We start from the raw sequence: 19,053 nt of genomic DNA on the forward strand, positions 1-19,053 counted from the left end.
AACCACCGCAACCACCAAGATCACATCCCCAGCGGTGGTGTAGGATCTGTGGGGAACCGGGATGACCGCTGGTATTTGCCGACTGGTATGGCGGAGGCCCATGCCACCGAAGCTCTTGATCCTGGCAGATCAGGATTAAAAGCCGTCGCCATCAGATCACGCCGAGACGGGCATGGGAGTGTGACGTATCGCCGACCGTCGTCGGCTTGATGCGGAACCATGCCGCATAGAGAGCGGGAAGGAAGAGCAGGATCAGCACCGTGCCGACCGCCGTGCCGCCGATCAGCGTGTAGGCCATCGATCCCCAGAAGACCGAGTGGGTGAGGGGAATGAAGGCCAGCACGGCGGCAAGGGCGGTCAAGATCACCGGTCGCGTCCGCTGCACCGTGGCCTCGATGACGGCGTGATAGTCATCATAGCCTGCCGCCTGGTTCTCCTTGATCTGTTCGGTCAGGATCAGCGTGTTGCGCATCAGGATGCCGGCCAGACCGATCAGGCCAAGGATGGCGTTGAAACCGAAGGGCTGGTTGAAGGCGAGCAGCATGGGCACGACGCCGACGACGCCGAGCGGCGCCGTCAGCAAGACCATGGCCATCGTCGAGAAGGAGCGCACTTGCAGCATGATGAAAACCAGCATGGCCGCGATCATGACGGGGAAGACCTTGCCGAGCGCCGTGTTGGCCTTGGCCGCTTCCTCGATCGATCCGCCCGTTTCGATGCGATAGCCGGGCGGAAGCGAGGCGATCAGCGGCTGAAGGGCGGTCATGATCTGTTTGGAAACCTCCGGCGGCTGGGTCGCCTCGTTGAAGTCCGAGCGGATCGTGATGACCGACGTCCGGTCCCGGCGTTTCATGATCGGTTCTTCCAGCCGTATGTCCGCATGGCCGATCTGGTCAAGCGGGATTGACTGGCCGGTCCGGCTCGTCAGCGAGAAATCGGCCAGACGCGCCGGATCCAGGCGTTCGCCCCCGGCGCTGCGCGCCACGATGGGGACATTGCGGATGTCCTCGCGGACCTGGGTGACGGCGATCCCGGTGAGAAGGAACTGGAGCTGCTGGCCGACTTCAGCCGGTGAGAGACCGATGAGGTTCAGGCGATCCTGGTCGGGCGTGAAGCGGAGCACGGGCGTGCGGTTGCCCCAATCCCGGTTGGCCTGCCGGACGTCCGGCACGCTCCGCATGATGGCCAGCGCCTTTTCGGAAAGGACGTAGAGCTGCGCCGGATCCGGCCCCATCACCCGAAATTCGACCGGGAACGGCGTGTAGGGTCCGAAGACGAGCTGGGTGACGCGCACATAGGCCTCGGGCGCCAAGCCCTGCGCCACACTCTGCCGCATCCGGCGCTTCAGGGTCTCGCGCGCCTCGGCGTCCGGCGTGAGCACGACGATCTTGGCGAAGGCGGGATCAGGCAGTTCCGGCGACAAAGCGATGAAGAAGCGGGGAGCGCCCTGACCGATGTAGCTCGTGACGATCTTCGCCTCCGGTTGATCGGCCAGCCAGCGTTCGATCTTCTCGACCGAGGCCGTCGTGGTCTCGATGCTGGTCCCTTCCGGCAGGCGGACTTCCACCAGCACCTCGGGACGGTCGGAGGTCGGGAAGAACTGCTGCTTGACGCCGCCCATGCCGACGATGGCGCAGGCAAAAGCGATGGCGACGACGACGCAGGTCACGAATTTGTGGCGCACGGCGAAGGCGATGAGCCGCCGCAGGCGCTGGTAGTTCGGGGTGCCGTAGATCGCCGCGTGACCACCGGCGACCGGCTTGATCGTCGGCAGCATCTTGACGCCCAGATAGGGGGTGAAGACCACCGCGACGAGCCAGGAGACGATGAGGGAGAAGCCGACGACCCAGAAGATGTTTCCGGCATATTCGCCAGCGGTCGAGCGCGCGAATCCCACCGGCAGAAAACCGGCGATCGTCACCAGCGTTCCCGACAACATCGGCGCCGCCGTGTGGCTCCAGGCGTAGGCCGCCGCCTTGATGCGGTCGACGCCCTCTTCCATCTTCACCACCATCACCTCGATGGCGATGATGGCGTCGTCCACGAGCAGACCGAGCGACAGGATGAGCGCGCCGAGCGTGATGCGGTCGAAGAAGCGACCGCTTTCCAGCATGATGAGGAAGACGACGGCGAGCGTCAGCGGCACGGCGGCGGCCACGACGATGCCGACGCGCCAGCCGAGGCTGAGCAGGCTGACCAGCAGCACCACGCCCAGCGCCATCGCGAACTTCACCATGAACTCGTCGACCGCCGAAGTGATGTTGACGGCTTGGTCCGTCACCTTGTCGAGCGTCATTCCAAGCGGCAGCGACCGCGCGATGGCCGTCGCCCGCTCCTCCAACGCCTTGCCAAGCGCCAGACCGTCCCAGCCCTCTTGCATGACCGTCGCCAGCATGACCGTGGGTTCGCCCCGATGACGGATGATGTAGGTCGGCGGATCCTCGTAGCCGCGCCGGACCTCCGCGATGTCGGACAGCTTCAACGTCCGACCGGCGGCGGCGAGCGGCGTGTCGGCGATCGCCTGCACTCCGTCATAGGCGCCGTCGATCCGTATGAAGACCTGCGGTCCCTGGGTGTCGATCGAGCCGGACGGCGTGACGGTGTTTTGACGCTGCAAGGCGGCGATGATGTCCTGGGCCGACACGCCGAGCGTCGCCAGCTTGGCGTAGGAGAACGCGACGAAGATCCGTTCCGGGCGCTCGCCCAGGATGTTGACCTTCTTGACGCCGGGCACATGCAGCAGGTCCTGGCGGATTATCTCCGCTTGCCGGGCCAGCTCGCGCATCGGCAGGCCCTTGGCCTTGAGCGCGTAGAGGGCGAAGCTCACGTCGGAATATTCGTCGTTGACGAAGGGGCCGAGCACGCCGGGCGGCAGGTTGCGCGTCTCATCGCCCATCTTCTTGCGGGCCTGGTAGAATTCCTCCTGCACCCTGACCGGCGGCGTGCTGTCCTTCAGCGTCAGGGTCATATAGGCGTAGCCAGGCCGCGTCGTCGTCTCCACCCGGTCGTACCAGGTCAACTCCTGAAGGCGCTTCTCCAACGGTTCGGCGACAAGGTCCTGCATCTCGCGCGCCGTGGCGCCCGGCCATACGCTCGTGACCGTCAGGGTCTTGATGGTGAAGGAGGGGTCTTCCGCCCGACCGAGCATGACGAAGGCGAAGGCGCCCGCCGCCGCCAACAGAAGGATGAAGAACAGGGTGACGGCCCGTTCACGAACGGCGATGGCGGAAAGATTGAGGCTCATCACTGGACCCCGCTCTCGGCGGCGGCGGTCCTGACGCGGCCCCCCTCATGCAGAAGATGGGCGCCAAGCGACACCACCGGATCGCCAAGGTCAAGCCCGGAGATCACGGCGGTTTCGCCGCTCACCCGGACCAGCCGGACCGGCTGGAAGCGCACCGTCGAACTGGCGCGATCCAAGGTCCAGACGCCGGTTCTCCGGCCGTCGTCCAGCACGGCTCCCAGCGGGACCTGCATGTCCGCCTGATCCGTCCGGCCCGCCAGCCGGATCGTCACCGTCGCCCCGAGAGGCGCCGCTGCGGCGTCGCCGTCGAGCACGTAGCGCGCCTCGTAGGTGCGGGTCTGGGCGTCGGCGGCGTCCGACAGTTGGCGCAGACGCGCGGCGTAACGCTGCCCGTCGGTCCCATACAGGCTGGCCTCCGCCACAGAGCCGATCAGCGGTCGGATGGTTTCCGGCAGCGCCACCACCGCCTCGCGCGGACCGGCCTGCGCGATCCGGACGACGGCCTGACCAGCGGCGACCACCTGTCCCGGCTCGCCGAGCGTTTCGACCACCGTTCCATCGCTGTCAGCCACCAGGACGGAGTAGGTCGCCTCGTTTTCGGAAACCCGGGCGTCCGCTTCGGCGCTGGCGAGCTGCGCCTTGGCGGTGTCCAGCGCGGCCTTCGCCTGTTCATGACGCTGGCGGGAGGCCCAACCGTCGTTGACGAGGCTTGCGTAGCGCCGCTCGTCCGCCTGGGTTTGAACCACCACCGCACGCGCGGCGGCGACCGCGTTGCGCTTGGCCGTGAGCGCGAGGCGCAGGTCGGTTTCGTCGATGCGCATCAGCGGCTGACCGGCCTTGACCGGCTGGCCGACCGTCGCCAGCCGCTCCACGATCTTGCCGGGGACGCGGAAACCGAGATTGCTCTGCACCCTCGCACCGACGACGCCGGTGAAGCCGCGTTCGGATCCGGCCACCCGAACCGCTGCGGCAAGCCGGACGATCGGCGCCTCCTGCCGGGGATCGCTCACCGCCGACGCCTCCTGTGCGCGCATGGACAGCGTCACGAATGCGGCTGCGCCCAGCGCCGCCGTCAGAACGCCGCCCACCACGATCATGGGTCTCTTTTTCATGCCCGCCGCCTCAGTCAATTTAGATTGCGTTCAGCATCTATATCGGATATAGAGGTTGAACGCAATCTAAATGCGGGGGTCAGACTGACATTGAAGGCGCGCCCCCAAAACACCGTGGACGCTGGCTTGCGACCGCGCCGAAGAACGGACGCGGCCTTCAAGGCCGAACCCGGCACAAAGAAGAAAGTGAACGCAATGGATAAGACCAATCGTGGCGTTGCTCTGGTGACGGGCGCATCGTCCGGCATCGGATACGCGGCGGCCAAGGCTCTGCGGGCGGCAGGATTTGACGTGTTCGGGACCAGCCGCCACGCGACCGCCGAAGGCCCCGACGGCGTGACCATGCTGACCTGCGACGTCACCGACGACGCGTCCGTGGCGACCCTCGTCAATGAGGTGCTGGACGCCGTCGGGCGCATCGATCTTCTGGTCAACAACGCCGGTGTCGGCCTTTTCGGTGGCGCGGAGGAGTCCTCGCTTGCCCAGGCGAAGGCGCTGTTCGATGTGAACATGTTCGGCGTCATCCGCATGACCAACGCCGTGCTGCCGATCATGCGGCGCCAGAAAAGCGGCAGGATCATCAATCTGAGTTCAGCGCATGGATTCATTCCGGCGCCCTATTTCGCGCTCTACGCGGCGACGAAACACGCCGTAGAAGGCTACTCCCAATCGCTTGACCACGAACTGCGCACGCTCGGCGTTCGGGTCACGCTGGTTGAACCCGCCTATACCCGAACGTCGTTCGACGGGAACCTCATCAAGTCGGATCGGTCGCTCGACGCCTATGCGTCCGCACGCGCCGGGATGACCGTGGCTGTGGAAGAAGCGATCCGAAACGGCGACACGCCTGAGATCGTGGCCGAAACCATCGTGAAGGCGGCGACGGACTCCGAACCGAAGCTGCGCTATCCGGCGGGGAAACTGGCGCGGAAGGTCAGCGTCCTGCGTCGTTTCGTTCCGACCGCCGCCTTCGACAAGAGCCTGCGCAAGATGCTGCGGCTGCCGGTCTGAGCCAAGTCGGGACCACGCATGCCATAGCCCGTCCGGTCCAATGAAGGAAAACCCATGACCGCCCTGTCCCGCCAGGAGGGTCCAGCGGCCCCGGCCCCCGCGTACAAAACGCCGCCCGGCGTTCTTGACGGGCCGGTGACGCCGACGTTGCTCCGCTTGGCGGCGCCGACGACCCTGGTGCTGGTCGTCCAGACGCTGGTCGGGGTGGCCGAGACCTATTTCGTCGGCTTTCTTGGGACCGAGGCGCTCGCCGGGGTCGCCCTGGTCTTCCCCGTGCTCATGCTCATGCAGATGATGGCCAATGGCGGGATCGGCGGCGGGGTCTCCTCGGCCGTCGCGCGGGCCTTGGGGGCGAAATGCCGCGCGGACGCCGAAGCGCTGATCTGGCATGCGGTCGTCCTGGCCGTCGCATTCGGCATCCTTTTCACGGCGGCGGCCTTCCTTGCCGGACCGATCCTCTATCAGGCGATGGGGGGAACGGGACCGACGCTGGCGGCGGCGCTCGCCTATTCCGGGATTGTGTTCGTCGCTTCCATCCCGATCTGGATCACCGCTTTGCTGTCGTCGGCCCTTCGCGGCGCTGGGAACGTGACTGTTCCGGCGCTGGTGATCGTGTCCGGCGCCGTTCTCCTCATCATCCTGTCACCGGCCCTGATCTTCGGCTGGGGACCCTTTCCCCGTCTCGGCGTCGCGGGCGGCGGGGCGGCGGTGGTCATCTACTATGTGTTCGCCGCGCTTGCCCTGATGCTGCATTTGCGGTCTCCGATGAGCCTGCTGAAACTCAGGATCGTTCCTCTGCGCGCGCGCCTGTTCAAGGACATCATGGGGGTCGGTCTCTTGTCAGCGATTGGCACGGTCCAGGTCAATCTCACCGTCACCCTCGTCACCGCCGCCGTCGGTCGGTTCGGCGCCGACGCCATCGCCGGGTACGGCATCGCCTCGCGCCTCGATTACATCCAGATTCCCCTGATCTTCGGGCTGGGCGCCGCCATGGTCACGATGGTCGGCCACAACATCGGAGCCGGGCAGGTGGCGCGGGCGCGTCGCATCGCCTGGATCGGGGCCGCTCTCGCCTTCGGAATGACCGAGGCCATCGGCCTTGCCGCCGCGATCTTCCCGCAAGTCTGGATTGGCCTGTTCAGCGATGATCCTCAAGTTCTGGCGATGGGCGCCCTTTATCTGCGGATCGTGGCGCCGGTTTACGGCGCGGTCGGGCTGGGATTGGCGCTCTATTTCGCCAGCCAGGGAGCCAACCGCGTCCTGTTTCCCGTTCTGGCCGGCGCCGTCCGCATGATCGTCGCAGCCTTCATCGGTTGGTCGGCGGTCATCTGGTTCGGCGCCGGACTTTCCACCCTGTTCCAGATCACCGCCCTGGCGGCGGTCTCATACGGGCTTCTGACGGCGGTCGCCATGATCGGCGGCGCTTGGGGGCGGCGTCACGCTCCCCATCCGCTATCCCGAAAAAATCCTGAGGAATAGATGGAGAATTGTGTCCGTCATCCATATCTCCTATAGATGTCAATCAAAATCTAAGAAGGGGCGCACCATGCGTGTGAGTCGCGTTCAGGCTGAGGAAAACCGGCAAACTGTGATCGACGTGGCGAGCCGTCTTTTTCGGGAGCATGGCTTCGACGGCATCGGCCTCAAGGATTTGATGGCGGCGGCGGGCCTGACCCAGGGGGCCTTCTACAAACAGTTCGCATCGAAGGAGGATCTGACGGTCCAGGCGTCAACACGGGCGCTGGAGAGCGCCTTCTGTCGATGGACGGCGGCGGCGGCGGCAAAGCCCGAAGATCCGCTTGGTCCGGTGATCGGCTTCTATCTCAGCGCCGGGCATCGCGAGGAAAAGACGGACGGTTGCCCGATCGTGGCGCTCGGCTCCGATGCCGCCAGACACGGCGCCGCAGTGAAAGCGTCATTTGAAGCCGGGGTCAGGGCACATCTCGGCGTCCTCGAACGCCTGATTTCGGAAACGCAGGGTGAAGAGTTCAAAAGCAAGGCGATGGCGATTCTGTCACTGATGGTGGGCGCGCTGACGCTCTCGCGTGTCGTCAACGACCCCGGACTTGCTCAGGCCTTTTTGGATACGGCCGCCGCGCAGGTCCGGAATATTGCCGCCGCGTGACTGGGCATGACCACGCTGGGAACAAATCGGTCGGAGGGGGTTTGACAATGCCAGTCGGCACATGCGCCCGGCGGGCCGCAATCCTGACGATTGCCGGTCGGATCTTTCTTCAGCACGGCTACGCCGATGCCTCAATGGATGGCATCGCCGCCGAGGTGGGCGGATCCAAGAGCACGCTCTATCGATATTTCCCGTCCAAAGCGGCGCTGTTCGCAGCCTATGTCGAGGAGGTCGGGACTTTGGCCTGGGCCGCTCTCCCCACTGTGGATGTTGAAGGAAAAGAGCCGGAGGCTGTTCTGGAGGACACCGCGCGCGCCTATCTGGATCTGACGCTGACTTCGTCATCGCTTGCCGTAACCCGCCTTGTCATGGCTGAAGTCGGTCGCTTCCCAGAGATTGGCCGCATCTTCTACGAGCGTGGGATACGGCGCGCCGAACGGCAGATCGCGGCCATCCTACAGTGCTTGGCGGAGCGGAGGGCCACGCCGGGCTGGGATTGTTTGGCGCTGCCCGGCGCCGCCGCTCATTTCCGCGCTCTGTGTGAAGCCGGGCCACATGAGGGATGCGTCTGGGGACTGCGCGAGACGGTTTCCCAGGAGGAGATCGCAAGGGTGGCCCGACTGGCGGTCGCCCGCTTCCTGCGCGGCTGGGCGGGGCAAGCATAAGGCGCTCGCCCGTTCCATGTGGCGCGTCCACCCGCTGGGCCGCGACGGCTTCAGAACGGCGCGCCACACTGTTCGCATGTCCAGGCGCCCGCACAGGTCCGCAATCCGATTCTCGGAAAGGTTCAGGAGAACCCCGTTTGCGGACGTCCAGCGAGCGGCATGGCCTCGCCGGTGTCCTTGCGGAACAGATGCATCTTGTCGGTGTTGATCGGCACGCGGATGGTGTCGTCGGGTTCAATGCGCGCGTGCGCCGGAACCTGGGCGGTGAAAGGCGCGCCGCCCACCGTTCCGATGACCAGCGTGTGCGGCCCCAGCGGTTCGACGTCCTTCACCGTCAAGGCGACGGTCGGCAGGTCGCGGCCCTCGGCGACCGTGTGTTCGGGACGGATGCCGAGCACGACGGCCAGTCCGTCGGCCATCTCCGACCGCAAGGGCGTCGGGATGGCGACGCCGTCGGCGGTTCGGAACAGCGGCCCGTCCGGGCTGGTCGTCACATGACCATCCAGGAAATTCATGCTGGGAGAGCCGATGAAGGCGGCGACGAACAGATTGCGCGGCGCCTCATAGAGGGTGATCGGGTCGGCGGCCTGTTCGATCCGGCCCGCGTTCATCACCACCACGCGGTCGGCCATCGTCATCGCTTCGACCTGATCGTGGGTGACGTAGACCACGGTGGTTTCCAACCGACGGTGCAGCGATTTGATTTCGGTGCGCATCTCGATGCGCAGCTTGGCGTCCAGATTGGACAGCGGTTCGTCAAACAGGAAGACGTCGGGTTTGCGCACGATGGCCCGGCCAATGGCCACGCGCTGGCGCTGACCGCCCGACAATTCACGCGGTTTGCGGTGCAGATAGGGGCCGAGATTCAGGATGCGCCCGGCTTCCGCCACGGCGGCGGCGATCTCCTCCTTGGGAAGACCGCGCACCTTCATGCCATAGCCGATGTTCTCCGCCACGGTCATGTGCGGGTAGAGCGCGTAATTCTGGAACACCATCGAACAGTTGCGCAAGCCGGGGCGCTGGTCGGTCACGTCGCGGTCGCCAATCAGGATGGTTCCCGACGTCGCCGTCTCCAAACCCGCGATCATGCGCAGCGTCGTCGTCTTGCCGCAGCCCGACGGGCCGACCAGAACGACGAACTCGCGATCGGAAATCTCAAGATCGAGCGGCGGGATCACGCTGTGGTCGCCGAATGACTTGGTGATCGACTTCAGACTGACTCGGGACATGACGGGTTTCTTCTCTGTTCGCGGCCTCCGCCCCGACCAGGCCGGTCGGGGCGGAAGCTTGCGGGCCTTGGTTTGCGTGAACGGACATCCCCGCTCTGGTTATTTCGCCGCCAACCCCATGGCGGCGCGGTAGGCGCTGCGCTGCTTGTCACGCCCGAATTCGTCGGTCAGGCGGTTCCATTCCGCCGCCACCGTGTCCAACGCCTGTTTGGGCGTGACCTGTCCGGCGAGCGCCTTCGACAACTCGATCTCCAACACTTCGGTGTAGGAGAAATAGCCGGGAAGCCGCATGTCGAGCGCCACGTTCTTGGCCGCGATCGACGCCGCTTGCGCGCCAAGATACTCCTTGGCCTCCCGGTCGGTGAACAGCTTCGACCACAGCGCCAGATTGCTGGTGTGCGAGGCGCGGTAGGGATTCACGCCGGTGCCGCCGGTGATGGCGGCCAGACCGGACACCGCCGGGCTGGTCACGAACTGAATGTAGTTCCAAGCCGCGTCCTTTTTCGTCGAGGTCGCCGGAACCGCCGTTTGCCAGCCGCCGAAGGCCATGAAGGGCGAATAGACCACCTCGGCGAATTTGTCCCACTGCTTGGTCTTGTAATTGTACAGCTCGTTCGAGCCGGGCAGGATCGCCGAGCCGACCTTGCCCGCGATCTTCGATTGCTTGGGATCGGCGGCGATCACGCCGGTGTCGCCCCAACCGATGGATTCCGCCACCTGCCCGCCAGCCACGGCGGCGTTGACCTCGCCGAAGGAGAAATTCAGCGCGTTGGGCGGGGCCAGCTTCGAGATGCGGATGTATTCCTCCAGGCCGCGCACCCAGGCGGGGTTGTTGACCTGCGCCGCCATCGTGTCGGGATCGAAGAACATCGAGCCGGGGTTGCTCGGATGGTTGGCGTAGGCGGCGACATGGCTGAACAGGAACCAGAATTGTTGCCCGCCCCGGCGGAACGCCTCGGCGGTTCCCCACAGGTTTTTGTCCGGGCGGGTGAAGAATTCCGCGATGTCGGCGTATTCTTTCCAGGTCTTGGGAATGGCCAGCTCATAGCCGTATTTGGCTTTGAAAGCCTCCTTTTCCTTGGGATCCTCGAACAGGTCGATGCGGTAGGTGTAGGTGTGGACGTCGCCGTCCATGCTTTGCGACAGGGTCTTGCCGTTCCAGACCATCAAGCGTTCGCGATACACCGGCGCGACGTCGTCCCAATCGGCCCCCTGGCGCATCGCGGCGGGCATTTCCGACAGGCTGTCGGCGAAATCCGGCGTCCAGGCCGGGGCGAAGGACACCACGTCAAAGGCGTCCTCCCCCGAGGTCAGCGAGGTGACGATCTTGGGATACAGCTCCGACCAGGGGAATTCGACGACGTTGACCTTGCCGCAGGTCTTCTTGGTCCATTCGTCGCCCGCCATCTTCAGGGCCGAGGCGATGTAGGGGCCGGTCTGGGCGGCGACGGTCAGCGTGACTTTGGAGTAATCAGGGCTGCACGCGGCCATGGCCGCGCCGGAACCGGCGATGGACAGCGTGACGGCGGTGGTCGTCGCGAGAAGCCAGGATTTCATTGTTTCACTCCCATGGATGATTTTTTGGAACGGAACGGTCATTTGATCGCGCCAAGCAACAGGCCGGACCGCATCAACCTGCTGAGAAGTGCCGCCATGACCATCATCGGGATGATCGCGATCAGGGCCGCCGCAGAAATCGCCCACCATTCATCCCCGCGCTGGCTGTTCTGACCGGCGATGAGAATGGGCAGCGTCTGCCATTTGGAGGTCGTCAGGAACAAGGCGAACAGGAACTCGTTCCAGACAAAGGCCAGGGTAATCATGAAGGTGGCGATCAAGCCCGGCATCGTCATCGGAACGACGATGTCGGTGAAGATCCGCCAGGAGGGGACATTGTCGACCATGGCCGCCTCCTCGACCTCGATCGGCAAGGCGGCGAAGAAATCGCGCATCAGCCAAACGACGATGGGCAGCGAAAAGGCGACATAGGCCAGCGTCAGCCCAAGATAGGTGTCCACCATCTTGAACCCCATGCGCCCGAACTCGGTGTACATCAGGAACAGGGCGAAGGCGGCGACGATGGGCGGGAACATGCGCTGGCTGACGAACCAGAACACGATGTCGTCGTTGCCCAGCACCGGCCCCGGCAAGGGCAGCCGGTTGGCCAGCACCGACAGAAGCAGGGCCGCCGCGAAGGCGTCGAGCATCGCCGGAGCGCGCGGCAGGCCGAACCAGAGGGTGCCCGCCAGATACCCGCCCAAGGCGACCACGAAAAAGAGGATCGCCGACCCCAGCCGCACCCGGAACGGGAAGCGGACCAGCGCGTAGGCCGCCATCGCGCCGATGGCCGTGGCGATCACCGCCGCCGTCACCCCAATCAGCGAGGAGGCCAGAAAAGTCGAGGAGAATTGACCGCGATTCCCGGAAAACAGATCCCGCCACGCGTTCAGGGTCGGCTCGAAATCGATGAAGGGCAGATAGGTCGGCCCATCGACCACCGACACCGGCGTTTTGAAGGACGTGATGATAATCCAGTAGAGCGGAAACATGGTCAGGACGAACCAGATCAGGCAACCGGCGAAGGCGAGCAGCCGCCCACCGCCCTTGAGACCCCGGGCGCTCATCGGTATTTCTCCAGATAGGGTTTCAAGATGGCCAGATAGACGACGCCGATCACGGTGATGACGATCAGGAACAGGAAGCTCAGGGCCGACGTGTAGCCCAGGTTGAACTTCTTGAAGCCCTCCTGATAGGCGAACAGAGTCAGGGTTTCGGTGGTCACGCCCGGCCCGCCGCCGGTCATGACGAACACGGTGTCGATGATCTTGTAGCTTTCGATGATGCGGACGAAGACCACGGCGACCGACACCGGCAGCATCATGGGAAAGGTGATGCCCCAGAATTGTTGCCATGGCGTGGCGTTTTCGATGTCCGCCGCCTCATACACGTCATGGGGCAGGGTTTGCAGACCGGCCAGCAGCATCAGCAAGACGAACGGCGTCCATTGCCAAACCTCGACGGCGATGATCGCGCCCAACGCCCACGGGGTTTCGGTCAGATAAGGCAGATTGGGAAAGCCCAAATGCGTCATCAGATGGTTGAGCGGCCCCATGGTCGGGTTGAAGATTTGGCGGGCGATCAGCGCGACGGCGACGGGGGCGATCAACATCGGCAGCAGAAAGCCGACCCGGAACAGCTTTTCGCCGGGAACCCGCGCGTTGAGGGCCAGCGCCATGGCGAAACCGATGACATACTGCAAGGCGACCGACAGGAAGGCGATCAAACTGGTCGTGCCAATCGCGTTCCAGAAACGCGGGTTCTGCAAAAGGCTGGCGTAATTGTCGATGCCGACGAAGCGCGACGGCGTCGGCGGCACCAGACGGAAGCTCATGAAGCTTGTCGTCAGCGAGTAGATCAGCGGGAAGATCGACACGCCCAGCACCACCAGCAGGGCGGGCCAGATAAAGAAATATTTGATCGGGTCGTTGCGCATCGCCGCGTCACGCCTTCGCCAACAGGGCGTCAACCTCGGCGCGGGTCGGCATCGCCGGGGCGGTGCCGCGCCGTGTGACCGCGATTCCGGCGACCGCGCCGCCAAAGCGCGCCGCCGCGACCGGATCCTCGCCCCGCGCCAGGGCGGCGGCGAATCCGCCGACGAAGGCGTCGCCCGCCCCGGTCGTGTCGATCACCGTTCCGGCGGACAGCGCGGGCAGATGGATCGACCGATCCCGGTTGTGAAACAGAGCGCCGCGCCCGCCCAGCGTAATCAACGCCGTTCCCACGCCGCGCGCCAGCAGCGCGTCGCCCACCCGTCGCGCGTCGTCGAGCGTATCGACCGGCAAGCCGGCGAGCGCCGCCGCTTCGGTCTCGTTCGGCACGATGTAGTCGCACAGGCCATAGATCGCCTCGGGGACCGGCTCCGCCGGGGCCGGGTTGAAAATGGTGGCGACGCCCGCCCGCCGGGCGATCTCCAACCCACGTTGCGCGGCGGCGACCGGCTGCTCAAGCTGGGTGACGAACACCCGCGCGGCCTCGATCACGGCGGCGGCCTCGTCCACATCGGCGGGCGACAGGGTGGCCGCCGCGCCGGGATAGACGATGACCGCGTTCTCGCCGGTCTGGTCGTTGACATAGATGAAGGCGGCGCCGGTGGGATCGGCGTCCGATTGCGGCGCCCGCGCCGTGACGCCCTCCCGCGCCCAGGCGGCCAAGGCCATGTCGCCGAAGGTGTCGCGTCCGATTTTGGAGATGAACGTCACCGCCCCACCGGCGCGGGCCGCCGCGACCGCCTGGTTCGACCCCTTGCCGCCCGGCCCCATGGCGAAGCCCGACCCGGCGATGGTCTCGCCGATTTTGGGCAGCCGGGGGGCCAGAAAGGCGACGTCGGCGACGAAAATCCCCAAAATGGCGATGCGCGCGCTGTTGTCCGTGCTTGTCATGTCCGTCACTCGGCGGTGGGCGGGATGACGCCCTTGGTGAACAGAAAGCAGCCGTAGAAGCGCGTCTCGCCGGTCGCGATCACGCAATAGGCGCGCTTGGCCTGCTCGTAAAAGGCCATGCGCTCGACCGAGACCAGCGGCCAGGAGCGGCCTTCGGCGTGGTCGATTTCGCGTTGCACCTCCTGCTGGACCGGGGGCAGCTCGTCGGGGCTGCCGACGATTTCCATCCGGGCGGCGGCGTCATCGACGAAGCTGTCGAGCGGCATCACCGACAGGATGGCGCGGGCGGCGCGGGCCGCCGACACGCCGTCGATGCGCAGCAACCGGCCAAGCGCGGTCTGCCGGGCGATGGAGTCCGCCGGGAAATTGGTGTCGCACAACACCAGCCGGTCGCCATGCCCCATCGCCTTCAAGGCGTAGAGCACATCGGCGTTCAGGAGCGGGTCGAGGGTCTTGAGCAAGGCGTGTCCTCCTGTGTCTTGGCGTGGAACGGTTGCGCTTCGGCGGCTCACTCGCCGTAGGGAATCCAGACATTCTTCACCTGAACGGCGTGGGGCAGGAAAATCCGGCCTTCCGCCGCCGCCGGGTCGTGCCAATCGGTCAGCAGCCCGTTGTCAACCAGCGTCCGTTTCAGATTGCCGACCGACAGGCGTTCGGCCATCGCCGAAACCTCCGCGCTGTTGAAGACCCACAGCGCGTCCACGTCGTCATGCTCGGCCAGCGTCTTCGCCAGATCGGCGGACGCGCCGGTGACGATGTTCACCACGCCGGCGGGCAGATCGGAGGTTTCCATCACCTGATAAAAGTCGGTGGCGGCCAGCGGGTGGCGTTCGCTTGGCGTCACCACCACGCGGTTGCCCATGGCGATGGCGGGGGCGACCAAACTGATGAAGGCGAGCAACGGCGCCTCGTCGGGGCAGACGATTCCGACGACGCCAATCGGCTCGTTCAGGGCCAGGGCGACGCCGCGCAGGGGCGGCGTGTGAACGGCCCCCTCATACTTGTCGGCCCACGCGCCATAGCTGAACAGGCGGGCGACCGCCGCCTCCACCTCGGCCAGCGCCTTGGCGGGCGGGGCGTCCGTCATGGCGGCGACGCGGGCGGCGAACTCGTCGGCGCGGGCCGACAGGTTTTCCGCCAGATAATAGAGAATCTGGGCGCGGTTGTGCGCCGTCGCCCGCGACCAGCCCTCCGCCGCGCGCGCCGCCGCCACGGCGTTGCGGATGTCCTTGCGGTTGCCTTCCCCAACCTCGCCCAGCGGCACGCCCTTGGGCGACAGCACGGACCGGGAGTGATTGCCGTCCGGTCGGGCTTGCTTGCCGCCGATGAACAGCTTGGCCGTCCGGTCGAGCGCTGGCATGGCGAAGCGTTGCTCCACGCGCCGCGCCGTTGGCGGCGCGGCGACCACGCGCGCCTTGCGTCCGGTCCAGGCCTTGGGCTTGAGATATTCCAGAACGCCCTCGCGCCCGCCTTCCCGACCAAAGCCGGATTCCCGGCAGCCGCCGAACCCGACGGCGGCGTCAAACAGATTGGTGGCGTTGATCCACACCACGCCGACCTGAAGCTTTGGCGCGACGTCCAGCGCAAGGCCGATGGTCTCGCTCCACACGCTGGCCGCCAGCCCATAGCGGCTGTTGTTGGCCAGCGCGACGGCCTCGTCGGGCGTGCGGAAGGTCATCGACACGACCACCGGGCCAAAGATTTCCTCGCAGGCGACGGTGGCGCTGGGCTGCACCCCGCTCAACAAGGTCGGCGGGTAAAAGCATCCGGTTTGCGGCAACTCCACATCGGCTTGGTGCAAGGCGGCGCCTTCGGCCACCCCGATGGCCACCAGCCGCTGAATCCGCTCCAACTGAACCGGGGCGACGATGGCGCCGAGATCCATGGTTTTGTCGAGCGGATGGCCCACCCGCAGCGTCGCCATCCGCCGCTTCAGCTTGTCGAGGAAGACCGGGGCGACGCTCTCTTGCACCAGCAGCCGCGACCCGGCGCAACAGACTTGCCCCTGGTTGAACCAAATGGCGTCCACCACCCCCTCGACCGCGCCGTCGAGATCGGCGTCGTCGAACACGATGAAGGGCGATTTGCCGCCAAGCTCCAACGTCAGCGACTTGCCCGATCCGGCGGTGGCGGCGCGGATCATCCGCCCGACCTCGGTCGAGCCGGTGAAGGCGATCTTATCGACATCGGGATGGGCGACCAGCGCCGCGCCGGTCGCGCCGTCGCCCGTCACAATGTTCAGAACTCCCGGCGGCAAACCGGCGTCGGCGGCGATTTCCGCGAAGAGAAGCGCCGTCAAAGACGTGAACTCCGCCGGTTTCAGCACCACCGTGTTGCCGAGCGCCAAGGCGGGGGCGATCTTCCAGGCCAGCATCAGCAGCGGAAAATTCCACGGAATGATCTGGCCGATCACGCCGACCGGGCCATGGTCGGGAAACTCGCGCTCCTGAAGCTGCGCCCAACCGGCGTGGTGGTAGAAATGGCGGGCGACCAGCGGCACGTCGATGTCGCGCGTCTCGCGGATTGGTTTGCCATTGTCCAGCGCCTCCACCACGGCCAACAGCCGGGCGTGACGCTGAACCGCGCGGGCCAGCGCGTAGAGATGGCGGGCGCGGCCATGGCCGCCCAGCTTGAACCAGGGCGCTTGCGCCTTGCGCGCGGCGGCGACGGCGGCGGCGACGGTCGCGGCGTCGCCCTGGGCGATCCTCGCCAAAACCTCGCCGGTGGCGGGGGCGACGCTGTCGAAACGGGCGCCGTCGGTCGGCGGAACCAGCGCGCCGCCAATGACGTGATGAAAGCCCTCGGCGTGGCGTTTCAGCCAGGCGCGCGCCTCGCTGTCGGATTCGGGGGCGGGGGCGTAGGACATTTCGTCGAAATACCGTGCGACGTTCATGGTCTCAGCTCATCGGGTGACGGTTGAAGGCCGAATAGCGGCCTGTCACATGGTGTTCGAGTTGCCGTTCAATGTCGGCGAGCAGACTCGACGCGCCGATGCGGAACAGGGTCGGCTCCAACCACGGGCGGCCCAACTCCTCCTTCATCAAAATCTGATAATCGAGGATGTCCTTGGCCGTCGAAATGCCGCCGGCGGGCTTGTAGCCGACGATGGCGCCGGTGCGGCCGTGATAGTCGCGGATGGCCCGGATCATCGCCAGCGTCACCAAGCGGGTGGCGTTGACGCCCTCCTTGCCGGTCGAGGTCTTGATGAAGTCGGCCCCGGCCATCATGCAAACCAGCGAGGCGCGAACGACGTTGCGCAGCGTCTTGAGATCGCCCGTCGCCAGAATCGCTTTGACGTGGGCGTCGCCGCAGGCGGCGCGGAAGTCGCGCATCTCCTGATACAGCGCGGTCCAATTGCCGGTCAGCGCGTGTTCGCGGGTGATGACGATGTCGATTTCGGCGGCGCCGTCGCGCACCGACGCTTCAATCTCCCGCAGCTTGACGTCGTGCGGGGCCAGTCCGGCGGGAAAGCCGGTGGACACGGCGGCGACGGGAACGCCGCTTCCAGCCAGCGCGTCCACCGCCGTGGCGACGAAGCGGTGATAGACGCAAACCGCGCCGGTGGTGACGCCACGCTCAGCCATGCCAAGGGCGGCGAGCAGATCAGGACGAACCGGCGAACGGGCCTTGGCGCAGAGCCGCTTGACCCGCTCCGCCGTGTCGTCGCCGTTCAGCGTCGTCAGATCCATGCAGGTGACGGCCTTCAACAGCCACGCCGCTTGCGCGTCCTTCTTGACGGAGCGGCGTCCGGGCAGGCTGGCCACGCGGCGTTCCGCCGCCGAAAGGTTGATCCGAACATCCTGAACCCAGGACAAATCAAGCGGGATTCCGCCGTTGCGCGCGGGATGGGCGTCACCGGACCGAACGTCCGAAGCGAGCGCAAGATGGGTCATGAGACGCCTCCTGACGTCGAAACGAGAGATGCCGAACATCGGGCGGAAGGCAGGGCGCTCAAGGCCGCGCGGCGCGGACCTCGCTCCAACCGCGCGCTTGGCCCTGGTCGGGTCTTTGGGTGTTTCGTCTGTTCAACGAACAGATCGAAGACTGAAGGACAATGTTAGGATCGTCAAGGAATTTTGCGCTCACGCGCTTTTTTTGTTATTATTATAACATTGCTGGGCAGCGGCGCGTGGCTCCGACAACGCGGCGCGTCTTGGCAAACGGCGCCAAGCCGCGCACCTGCGGATTCCGTCTGGACATGATGGAAAGGCCACAGAGGGCAATCACCGCGTGGCGCGCACGCCCTCTTCGGTGACGATGGCGTGGAAATCGGTGAGTTGAGCAAAAAAGGCGGGACGAAGACGCCCGATTTTGCTGGTGTCCACGACAAGATAGCTGGCCAACGCGCTGGCGATGGCCTTTTGCTTGATCGCCACTTCGTGAAAATTGGAACAGCTCACGCCGCGCGCGACGTCAACGCCGCCCGCCGACAGGAACGCCTTGTTGATGCCGAGGCGACCAAGCGTCTCTTCCGCCTCTCCGCCGGAAAAGGAGGCCGACACCGGGTGATAGAGGCCGCCCAGCAAAATCAGGCGGACGCTGGGCTTGCGGATCAGGCGTTCCGCCGCATTCATCGAATAGCAGATCGCCGTGACGGAAAAATCATCGGGGATCTGGTCGATGAGATGAACCAACGTCGTGCCGCAATCGATGAAAATCGTGTCGTCCGGTTCGATCAAACGCCCGGCGTTGAGGCAGGCGCGAAGCTTGGCCTCGGCATGGCTGCCCGCCTCTTGATCGATTTCATAATTCTGGCTGCCGCCAATGTCGCCAGCCTTGACGATGTGACCACCCAGATACGCAAAACGATCCGGGTCGGACGCGATGTCGCGCCGGACGGTCATTTCCGACACCTTCAGCATCTCCGCCGCCTCGCGAAGATGCAGCACGCCGCGTTTGGCCAGAACTTCGGCCAAAAGAATGGCGCGCTCCGCTCGGCGGTTCGACATGATCGCGACGCGTCTCCCAGCGTTTCCCGCCATGGAATCAACGATCCGCGCTTCGCAGACCATCCATGCGCGCGTTCAGAGTGGCTTTTGGCGCTGGGCGGTGTCAACAAAAACTGTTTATTTTATAACATTCAATGTGAAGAAAACCTGCCAAAAGACAAAGCGCGCCCTTTGACGTCACCGACCACCACAACGCCACCTGCTGCGCGTCCGTATGCCAGGCGTTGAATGTCCCGATGCTGCCCAAGCTCCAGTCTGGAGAGTTGGAGCTGGGAGAGT

At 65.4% G+C, this 19,053-nt stretch carries 15 protein-coding genes; 4 read left to right on the forward strand and 11 right to left on the reverse strand.

Annotated features, from left to right (window positions below; genetic code table 11):
• Positions 1–151: 151 nt before the first annotated feature.
• Together ACODS4_RS02755 and ACODS4_RS02760 are read right to left on the reverse strand one after the other, a co-directional pair.
• Positions 152–3,244 (reverse strand): efflux RND transporter permease subunit, encoded by a 3,093-nt coding sequence (locus ACODS4_RS02755; protein ID WP_488860483.1) that lies wholly within the window; start codon positions 3,242–3,244, stop codon positions 152–154.
• A complete protein-coding gene (locus ACODS4_RS02760) occupies positions 3,244–4,356 on the reverse strand; it encodes an efflux RND transporter periplasmic adaptor subunit (protein WP_488860485.1) in 1,113 nt (370 codons plus the stop codon). Before ACODS4_RS02760 ends, ACODS4_RS02755 begins: the two co-directional genes overlap by 1 nt.
• Before the next feature lie 126 nt (positions 4,357–4,482).
• Between ACODS4_RS02760 and ACODS4_RS02765 the strand changes: the two genes are divergently transcribed.
• From ACODS4_RS02765 to ACODS4_RS02780, 4 genes are all read left to right on the forward strand, one after another.
• Positions 4,483–5,367 carry an oxidoreductase gene (locus ACODS4_RS02765; RefSeq protein WP_488860487.1) on the forward strand — a complete coding sequence of 295 codons (885 nt, stop codon included), beginning with the start codon at positions 4,483–4,485 and terminating at the stop codon, positions 5,365–5,367.
• Positions 5,368–5,421: 54 nt separating this feature from the next.
• Positions 5,422–6,846 (forward strand): MATE family efflux transporter, encoded by a 1,425-nt coding sequence (locus ACODS4_RS02770; protein WP_488860489.1) that lies wholly within the window; start codon positions 5,422–5,424, stop codon positions 6,844–6,846.
• A gap of 67 nt (positions 6,847–6,913) precedes the next feature.
• The gene (locus ACODS4_RS02775) at positions 6,914–7,492 is read left to right on the forward strand and encodes a TetR/AcrR family transcriptional regulator (RefSeq protein WP_488860491.1); all 579 of its coding nucleotides are present in this window, start codon (positions 6,914–6,916) and stop codon (positions 7,490–7,492) included.
• 47 nt (positions 7,493–7,539) lie between these two features.
• Positions 7,540–8,157 (forward strand): TetR/AcrR family transcriptional regulator, encoded by a 618-nt coding sequence (locus ACODS4_RS02780; protein ID WP_488860493.1) that lies wholly within the window; start codon positions 7,540–7,542, stop codon positions 8,155–8,157.
• Positions 8,158–8,279: 122 nt separating this feature from the next.
• Here ACODS4_RS02780 and ACODS4_RS02785 read toward each other — a convergent pair whose 3' ends face one another.
• The 9 genes from ACODS4_RS02785 to ACODS4_RS02825 all read right to left on the reverse strand — a co-directional run bounded on the left by ACODS4_RS02785 (position 8,280) and on the right by ACODS4_RS02825 (position 18,774).
• Positions 8,280–9,386 carry an ABC transporter ATP-binding protein gene (locus tag ACODS4_RS02785; RefSeq protein WP_488860495.1) on the reverse strand — a complete coding sequence of 369 codons (1,107 nt, stop codon included), beginning with the start codon at positions 9,384–9,386 and terminating at the stop codon, positions 8,280–8,282.
• Positions 9,387–9,485: 99 nt separating this feature from the next.
• Entirely contained in the window at positions 9,486–10,943 is a 1,458-nt protein-coding gene (locus tag ACODS4_RS02790; RefSeq protein WP_488860497.1) for an ABC transporter substrate-binding protein, read from the reverse strand.
• Between the two features lie 38 nt (positions 10,944–10,981).
• The gene (locus ACODS4_RS02795) at positions 10,982–12,010 is read right to left on the reverse strand and encodes a carbohydrate ABC transporter permease (protein ID WP_488860499.1); all 1,029 of its coding nucleotides are present in this window, start codon (positions 12,008–12,010) and stop codon (positions 10,982–10,984) included.
• Positions 12,007–12,879 carry a carbohydrate ABC transporter permease gene (locus ACODS4_RS02800; protein WP_488860501.1) on the reverse strand — a complete coding sequence of 291 codons (873 nt, stop codon included), beginning with the start codon at positions 12,877–12,879 and terminating at the stop codon, positions 12,007–12,009. Before ACODS4_RS02800 ends, ACODS4_RS02795 begins: the two co-directional genes overlap by 4 nt.
• Before the next feature lie 7 nt (positions 12,880–12,886).
• The gene (rbsK, locus tag ACODS4_RS02805) at positions 12,887–13,825 is read right to left on the reverse strand and encodes a ribokinase (protein WP_488860503.1); all 939 of its coding nucleotides are present in this window, start codon (positions 13,823–13,825) and stop codon (positions 12,887–12,889) included.
• A 5-nt stretch (positions 13,826–13,830) separates the two neighbouring features.
• Positions 13,831–14,286 carry an RbsD/FucU family protein gene (locus tag ACODS4_RS02810; protein ID WP_298373077.1) on the reverse strand — a complete coding sequence of 152 codons (456 nt, stop codon included), beginning with the start codon at positions 14,284–14,286 and terminating at the stop codon, positions 13,831–13,833.
• Between the two features lie 47 nt (positions 14,287–14,333).
• Positions 14,334–16,718 carry an aldehyde dehydrogenase family protein gene (locus tag ACODS4_RS02815; RefSeq protein ID WP_488860505.1) on the reverse strand — a complete coding sequence of 795 codons (2,385 nt, stop codon included), beginning with the start codon at positions 16,716–16,718 and terminating at the stop codon, positions 14,334–14,336.
• Between the two features lie 4 nt (positions 16,719–16,722).
• Positions 16,723–17,718: a deoxyribose-phosphate aldolase gene (gene deoC, locus ACODS4_RS02820; RefSeq protein WP_488860507.1), complete on the reverse strand. Its 996-nt coding sequence runs from the start codon at positions 17,716–17,718 to the stop codon at positions 16,723–16,725.
• Between the two features lie 330 nt (positions 17,719–18,048).
• Positions 18,049–18,774, reverse strand: coding sequence for a DeoR family transcriptional regulator (locus ACODS4_RS02825; protein ID WP_488860509.1), 726 nt, complete (start codon positions 18,772–18,774; stop codon positions 18,049–18,051).
• Between the last annotated feature and the right edge of the window lie 279 nt (positions 18,775–19,053).

Source organism: Azospirillum sp. FG154, assembly GCF_057809575.1.